Origin of the sequence: Devosia sp., assembly GCF_039927955.1 — a bacterium.
In the GTDB taxonomy this organism is placed as follows: Bacteria; Pseudomonadota; Alphaproteobacteria; order Rhizobiales; family Devosiaceae; genus Devosia.
In genome coordinates this window covers 40,667-48,269 of the sequence record NZ_JBDSUA010000062.1, presented here as the reverse complement: position 1 = coordinate 48,269, position 7,603 = coordinate 40,667, and the positions used below count along the sequence as shown (strand labels likewise).

Genomic DNA, 7,603 nt, shown 5'->3' with positions numbered 1-7,603 from the left:
AGGTTCATCATCGCGTCGGTCATCGGTGGTCCTTCAGGTAAAGGGTTGGTGTAAGCAACCAGACCCTACCGGAAAGCGCCGATGACTACCGCGCTACTCAGCTACACCACGTCCCGGGACACGACCTGTTGATCCGCGATCAGCCGCAACAACTGCCTTGATTTTGCTCAATAATACTATCGACTAGAACTCGGACCAGTCCTTGGAAACTGCGGCATTGCCGCTCGACAGATAAGACTTTGCCGCACTTTTGAGCTTGGCCTGCAAACCCCGCGCGCCGCTGGCCGCAGGTTCCGCCCGCTGCGGCGCCGTCGCCCTTCTCTCCTCGATCACGAAGATATCGACGATGGTATCAAGCGCATTGGCCTGCGCCTCGGTCTGCTCGATAGCCGCATTGGTTTCTTCAACCAAAGCCGCATTATGCTGGGTCATCTCGTCCATCTGCCGCACCGCGATGGCGACTTCCTCAATCGAGGACGCCTGCGAGCGGCTGTCATTGGCGATGGCCTCGAGCAGGCTGTTGTTGAGCCGTGCCGCCTCCAGCATCGAGCGCAGCTTGGCCGCCGCATCAGCCACCAGGCGCGAACCGCCGGTGACCTCATTGGCGCTTTGTTCGATCAGCACTTTGACGTCGGACGAGGCGCTCGCAGCGCTCTGCGCCAGACGCCGCACTTCCACCGCAACCACCGCAAAGCCCTTGCCGGCATCGCCGGCGCGGGCCGCTTCCACCGAGGCGTTCAGCGCCAGCAGATTGGTCTGGAAAGCGATATCGTCGATCAGGCCGATAATGTTGGAAATCTTGCCCGAGGAGGTGGTGATCCGCTCCATCGCCGCCGTTGCCGCATCCATCACCTGCCCGCCTTCCTCGGCGGTCCGGGTGACGACGCCGGCATTGGTGCTGGCCTCGCGGGCGCGGGTGGCGTTCTGCATCACCGTTGCCGCCACCTGCTCCATTGCCGCCGAGGTTTCCTCGATCGTTGCGGCCTGCTTGGTGGTGCGTTCGCTCAAGTCATTGGCGCCAGCCAGAATTTCCCCGGTGGCAGACTTGAGCGAGCGCGAGGTGGTGCGCAACTGCGTCACCACCTCGGTCAGCTTGTCGCCCACGGCATTGACGTCGGTCTTGAGCTTGGCGAAGGCGCCCTGATACTCGCCCTGCATCCGCTTGGTCAGATCGGTATCGGCCAGCGCCGCCAGCACCTGGCCGGTTTCCCCGACGCCGCGATCAACCGTTGCCACCAGGCTATTGACGCTGGCAGCCAGCGTGCCCAGCGCTGGATCGGTAAAGTTGGCCTCGATCCGCTGCGAGAAATCGCCTTTCAGCGCCGCGCCGACCACTGTGGTGATGCTCTGGTTCAGCGCATTGGCGTCAGCGACGCGCTCTTTATTGCTGCGCGCCGATTCTTCGCTCTGCGCACTCAACTGCGTCTGGTCGATCATGGCGGCGCGGAACACCGATACAGTCTCTGCCACGGCCGCCATTTCCGACAGCCGCTGTTTCTCGTCAACCTTGGCCGTGACGTCGCCATCGGCCAGTTGCCGCATCGACTTGGCCAAAGCGGTCAATGGCCGGATGATCAGCGTCCGGCCCGCCCACAAGGCGCCCAGCGCCAGCATCACGGTGAACCCAATGCCGCCCCAGTTGACCAAAGTGGCCATGGTGGACACGGCGGCAGCTTTCTCGCTCGCGGCGCCGTTCGCCGCTTCGATGGCGTCAGCCACGCCCGACATCTTGGTTTCAAGAGCCCCAAAGGCCTCTTCAAACTTCGGCAATTGCGCTTGTGCTGCCGCTAGATCGCCGCCGCTGGCGGTCCCAACAATCGCTTCAGCTTCCTTGAGATAGGCGTCGAGCGGCTCCTTGACGGAATCCAGCGCAGTCCGCGCGGTTTCGGGCAGGGTAAGGCCGGCCTGTGCGGCAACGGCGGCGCGGAAGGCATCGCCATATTCCGTCACTTCCCCTTTGGCCTCGGTCGCCATCGCGGCATCGGCAGTCGAGGCCGCATAAAGCGCCCGATACACCACGCCCCGCATCGAATCGTGGAACATGTCGGCGCTCATATGCTGGCGCATCGACACCATCAGGGTGTTGGATTCGGTCAGCACCGATTTATAGGACTGGCTGACCAGCATGCCCGGTCCGGCAAAGAGGACGCCCATGGTCAGGATAGCACCACAGGTGGTCAGCAACAGAGTTTGAAACTTGATCATCTTGACGCTCCGGCGCGATCAATGCTGCGTGCAAGAACTGCTCTGCACATCAAATCCGGCCCATTGGCCATGCAGCCGGATAAACATCGTTGTACCTAACCGTACAGGGCGTCGATTAAGGATCACTGAAACGATTTGTTAGCCATAAGCACAAAATGGCCGCGCCAACGAAAAAGGGGCGCCAAAGCACCCCTTTTTGCAACAATTCGGCGCCTGTGGGCTAGAATTCAGACCAGTCCTTGAGCGCCGCATTACCCTGACTCAGATAGGATTTTGCCGCTGTCTTGAGTTTGTCCTGCAATCCGCGGGCCCCCTTTTGGGGCGCTTCGACGGGCTGCGGGGCCAGCGCCGCCTGACGGCCTGCACCCTGCTGCCCATCCAGCGAGAAGATGTCGACGATGCGATCGAGCTCGGAGGCCTGCGCCTCGGTCTGCTCGATGGCCGCGTTGATTTCTTCGACCAGCGCCGCATTGTGCTGGGTCATTTCATCCATGGTGCGGACCGCGGTGTTGACCTCATCGATCGAGGACGCCTGTTCGCGGCTTTCCTTGGCAATGCCGTTCATCAACTCATTGGACGACCGCGCCGCCACCAGCATGGCCTGCAGCTTGTTGGCCGCATCCGCCACCAGGCGCGAGCCGCCCTTGACCTCATTGGCCGACTGCTCGATCAGCACTTTGACTTCCGAAGAAGCGCTGGCGGCCGATTGTGCCAGCCGGCGCACTTCGACGGCGACCACGGCAAAACCCTTGCCGGCGTCACCGGCCCGCGCCGCTTCCACCGAAGCGTTCAGCGCCAGGAGGTTGGTCTGGAAGGCGATATCGTCGATCAGTCCGATGATGTTGGAGATCTTGCCCGACGAAGCGGTGATCCGCTCCATCGCCTCGGTCGCCTGATGCATCACCGCGCCGCCCTCTTCGGCGGTCTTGGTCACGGTATTAGCCACGTCGCTGGCGCCGCGCGCCCGCTCCGAATTCTGCAGCACCGTCGTGGCCAATTGTTCCATCGTCGCCGAGGTTTCCTCGATCGTCGCGGCCTGCTTGGTCGTGCGTTCGGACAGATCATTGGCGCCGGCCAGAATTTCGCCGGTCGCTGATTTGAGACTCCGCGAGGTATCCTGCAACTGCCCGACGATATCGGTCAGCGTTTCGGCAACGCGATTGGTATCGGCCTTGAGCTTGGCAAAAGCCCCCTCGAAGTCGCCATGCATGCGCTTGGACAGGTCGGTATCGGCCAAGGCCGCCAGGACTTCGCCGGTTTCGCTGACACCACGATCCACCGTCGCCACCAGATTGTTCACCGAGCGCGCCAGCGTATTGAGTTCCTCATCGGGGAATTCAGCCACCACGCGCTTGGAGAAATCACCCGAAATGGCAGCGTCCACCACCGCGCCAAAGGCGCGCTGCAGCGTCTGCATCATGGTAGCGCGATCTTCGCGGGTGCGAATGACGCCGGCAGCTTCCGCCTCGGTCATTTCCGCCACCTTCAGCCCGCTTTCGCGGAACACTTCGACGGCACGGGCCATGGCGCCGATTTCATCGCGGCGGTTCGAGCCCTTGACGTCGATATCCAGATTACCCTGCGCCAGGGTTTCCATGGTCGCGGTCAAAACCGAAAGCGGCCGGCTGATCGAGCGGGCGAAGAAATATCCAAGCACTGCCGCAATCGCCAGCAGCGCGCCGCCAACCAGCAGGATCATGTTGCGCATATTGGTGATCGGCGCGAAGGCCTCGGCTTCGCCGATCGCGGTCACTACCGCCCAGTGCGCACCGGCGAATTCCAGCGGCTCGGTGGTCACGATCATATTCATGCCGCGATAGTTCGAGGTCACGCCACTCGCTGCGGTGCCGGCCAAAGCCGCATCAACGATGGGGTTCTCGAACGTCGTCACCAACGCATCGTTGTCCGGCGAGAAGCGTGAATCCGAACGCATCAGATGGTCGGGACCGACGAAGAAGGATTCGCCGGTCTCACCCAGCCCATCGGACGAACCGAGAATGGTGTTGATCGCATCGGTGGAAATCTGTGCCGCAATCACGCCGACCAGTTTGTGGCGATTGTCGAACACCGGAGTGGCCATGAAACTTTCAGCAGCGCCTGCACTGGGTGCGTAGGGGGCAAAGTCTCCGAACGCCACTTGGCCGCCTTCGGCCATCGCCGCAGCCGCCTGAAACGCTTGGCCCAGCCCTGTCGCTGCGCCCGCACCGTCCGCAGCGAAATTGGTGGCAAAGTCGGCCTTCTTCATCACCGAATAGACCAGGTTGCCCTTGATATCGAGCAGCATCAGATCGGCGTAGCCATGCGATTCCATCTGCCGGCGATAGACCGGGTTGATCTTGGAATGCAGGAAATCATAATTCGAGCGCTTGGCGTCGGTAGAAACGTCGAGCAGCTGGCGCTGACCTTCGGGGTTGGGGTTGTTGGCAATATAGGCTGTCTGCAATGCCGTCAGCGCATCGACCGGCGGCTTGGCCGTGGCGAACTGCCCCCAGGTGATCGCCAGATCGCGGAACGTCACCTGCGTGGCTTCACCCGCTGCGGTGATGGTCAAATCCTTGGCGACGTCATCAAAGAATGCCTTGAGCTGGTTGGATGACTGCGTCGCCACAGTCTGGATCTGCCGACGCGACAACTCATCCACCGTTGCCGAACCAATGAGATAGCTGGCGATCCCCACGCCCGCGCTTACCAGCAGTGCCGATCCCACCAGGGCAAACGGCAGTTTCTGGGCAATCTTGAAGTTCGGCAAAAATTTCATCTCTGTCCCCCCGAAATACTGAGACTGGCGTGATCGACATTTAGCCGTTTCTTGAAAATTATTTGAAACGTTGTCGATTCGGCACTGTCCTCTTAGTCTGGAAATTGGTCCGGACTGTTACGCAAACGATACAGTTCGCGCATTAAAAACTCCTTACGTGTTTACCGCTCGCAAACGATAAAGGCCGCCCGAGGGCAGCCTTCGCTTCAACGCATCAATGTTGCTGACGTCAGGAAAGCGCGCCGATCACGGCCTCGATACGCTTCTTCATGGTTGAAGCGTCATAGGGCTTGACGATGTAGTTGTTGACGCCAAACGAGATGGCTTCCTTGACCTGCTCCTTATCCGAACGGCCAGTAGCCATGATGAACGGCATGCCCATGGTCCGCGGATGCTTGCGGATCACCTTGAGCAGCGTCAGCCCGTCGATATCTTCCATGTTCCAGTCGGAAATGATCAGATCGACATTGGCCTTTTCCAGCTTGCCCAGGGCATCGCGGCCGCTCTTGGCTTCGATGATATCCTTGAAGCCCAGTTGCGTGAGAATGTACTTGCAAATGCCCCGCATCGACTGCTGGTCATCTACGATCAGAACGCTGACTGCGCTTGCTTTTGGCATTGTTGAATTCACCTGTTCAGCGCGACGGAATTACCCGAACCACTGGGTAACACTAGGCAAGAAGCGTTACGAATGTCTCAATCGGCGGGCACAACTATTGCGGACCCGGGATTAAGCGGCGGATTTGAGACGATTGAGCGCATTGGCCAGCCGAGCCGTGATCGCCTCGACCGGAGCCTGCTCCACCACGGCGCCCTCTTCGAAGGCCACGCGCGGCATGCCGTAAACCAGCGCCGAACTCTGGCTCTGGCCAACGGTATAGGCACCCGCATCGCGCATCATCTTGAGCCCGCGCGCGCCATCACGCCCCATGCCGGTCAGAATGCAACCAACCGCCATGGCGCCAACTGTTTTGGCAACCGATTCAAACAGGATATCGACGCTGGGGCGGTGTCCGCTTTCCAGCTCGTCCTGGGTCAGGCGGCATTTGAGTTGGCCCGAACTGCGCTCGACGCGCAAATGATAATCGCCGCGCGCCACATAGGCGTGGCCGCGTTCCAGCGGCATGCGGTCCTGCGCTTCCACCACCTTGATCGCGCACAGCTCATCGAGCCGCGCCGCAAACCGGCTGGTGAACCCTGCCGGCATGTGCTGGGCAATCACGATCGGCGGGCAATCGGTCGGCATACCGGTCAATACGGCGCGGATGGCTTCCACCCCGCCCGTCGACGCGCCAATGGCGATCAGCGACCCTTCGGGAGCAGCCGCAGTGCGCACTGCAACCTTGGGCGTATCGGCGCGCTGCGAACGGCCGCCGACATCGGACTTGGCGGCGGCACGGATCTTCTCGCGCAGCCCGGCGCCGAAGGCCTCGATGCCCCCGGTCAGGTCGGCGCTTGGCTTGGCAACGAAATCCACCGCGCCCAGTTCCAGCGCCAGCAGCGTTTCGCTGGCGCCCTTGGTGGTCAGGGTCGACACCATGACGACGGGCGTGGGCCGCAACCGCATCAGCTTGTCGAGAAATTGCAGCCCGTTCATATTCGGCATTTCGATATCGAGCGTCACCACATCGGGGTTCAGCGTCTTGATCTTTTCACGCGCCTCGATCGGGTCGGTGGCGGTGCCGACCACGGTGATGTCGCCCTCGCGGCCCAGCATGCGGGTCAGAACTTCGCGGATAAGTGCCGAATCGTCGACGACCAGGACCTTGATGCTCATGCTGCTTCTCGCTTCTGCGGTTTTGCGCGGTTTTGATAGATGGTCTTGCCGACGAGCTTGAAGCCCTCGCCGCCAGAACCCAGGTTTTCCGAGTGGCCGATATAGAGGAACGCTTCTGGCGCGAGCAGGCTGTTGAACCGACCAAACACCGCGCCCTGCGTCGGCTTGTCAAAATAGATTGCCACATTGCGGCAGAAGATGGCGTCGAACGGCCCTTTGACCGGCCATTGCTGCATCAGGTTGAGCGGCTTGAACGACACCAGGTTGCGCACCGCATCGGGTACGCGGATCATGCCATCAACCGGCTTTTCGATCAGCCGCGCCCGCTGCGGCGACAGGCCGGACAGTTCGGATTCAGGATAGGTGCCGCTCGCGGCCTTGGCCAGCACGGCCGTGTCGATATCGGTGCCCAGGATCTTGAAATCCCAGCGCTTCAATTCGGGCAGCGCCGACAGCAGATCCATGCCGATCGTATAGGGTTCCTGGCCGGTCGAACAGCCGGCGGACCAGATGCGCAGGCGGCTGCCGCGTGGCTTGTCCGCGATCAATTGCGCCACATGGTCACGCAGATGGTCGAAATGATGATCCTCGCGCCAGAAACGCGTCAGATTGGTGGTCAGTGCGTTGACGAACGCCTGCCCGTCTTCGGTTTTGGCGCCTTTTTCCAGATAATCGACATAGGCATCAAAACTGGACAGCCCCAGGCTGCGGACAATCTTGGACAGGCGCGACACCACCAGGGTCCGTTTGGCATCGCTCAGCGAAATACCAGCGACCGAATAGACGCGGTTCTTGATCCGCGAAAATTCCCGTTCGCTGAGAGAAACTTCTCCCTGTTCCATGCCGTCATACCCCAATCGCGC

The 7,603-nt window shown here is 61.0% G+C and carries 5 protein-coding genes; all 5 read right to left on the bottom strand.

From position 1 onward, the window contains the following. Positions 1-183: 183 nt before the first annotated feature. Complete coding sequence (locus ABIT12_RS15570; protein WP_348042023.1) at positions 184-2,205, bottom strand: methyl-accepting chemotaxis protein; 2,022 nt, start codon at positions 2,203-2,205, stop codon at positions 184-186. Between the two features lie 220 nt (positions 2,206-2,425). Next, entirely contained in the window at positions 2,426-4,963 is a 2,538-nt protein-coding gene (locus ABIT12_RS15565; RefSeq protein ID WP_348042022.1) for a methyl-accepting chemotaxis protein, read from the bottom strand. Between the two features lie 229 nt (positions 4,964-5,192). Further along, positions 5,193-5,582, bottom strand: coding sequence for a response regulator (locus ABIT12_RS15560; RefSeq protein WP_348042021.1), 390 nt, complete (start codon positions 5,580-5,582; stop codon positions 5,193-5,195). Positions 5,583-5,693: 111 nt separating this feature from the next. Continuing rightward, positions 5,694-6,740, bottom strand: coding sequence for a chemotaxis response regulator protein-glutamate methylesterase (locus tag ABIT12_RS15555; RefSeq protein WP_348042020.1), 1,047 nt, complete (start codon positions 6,738-6,740; stop codon positions 5,694-5,696). Continuing rightward, positions 6,737-7,582 carry a protein-glutamate O-methyltransferase CheR gene (locus ABIT12_RS15550; RefSeq protein WP_348042019.1) on the bottom strand — a complete coding sequence of 282 codons (846 nt, stop codon included), beginning with the start codon at positions 7,580-7,582 and terminating at the stop codon, positions 6,737-6,739. The genes ABIT12_RS15555 and ABIT12_RS15550 overlap by 4 nt, the downstream gene beginning before the upstream one ends. Positions 7,583-7,603: the final 21 nt, after the last annotated feature.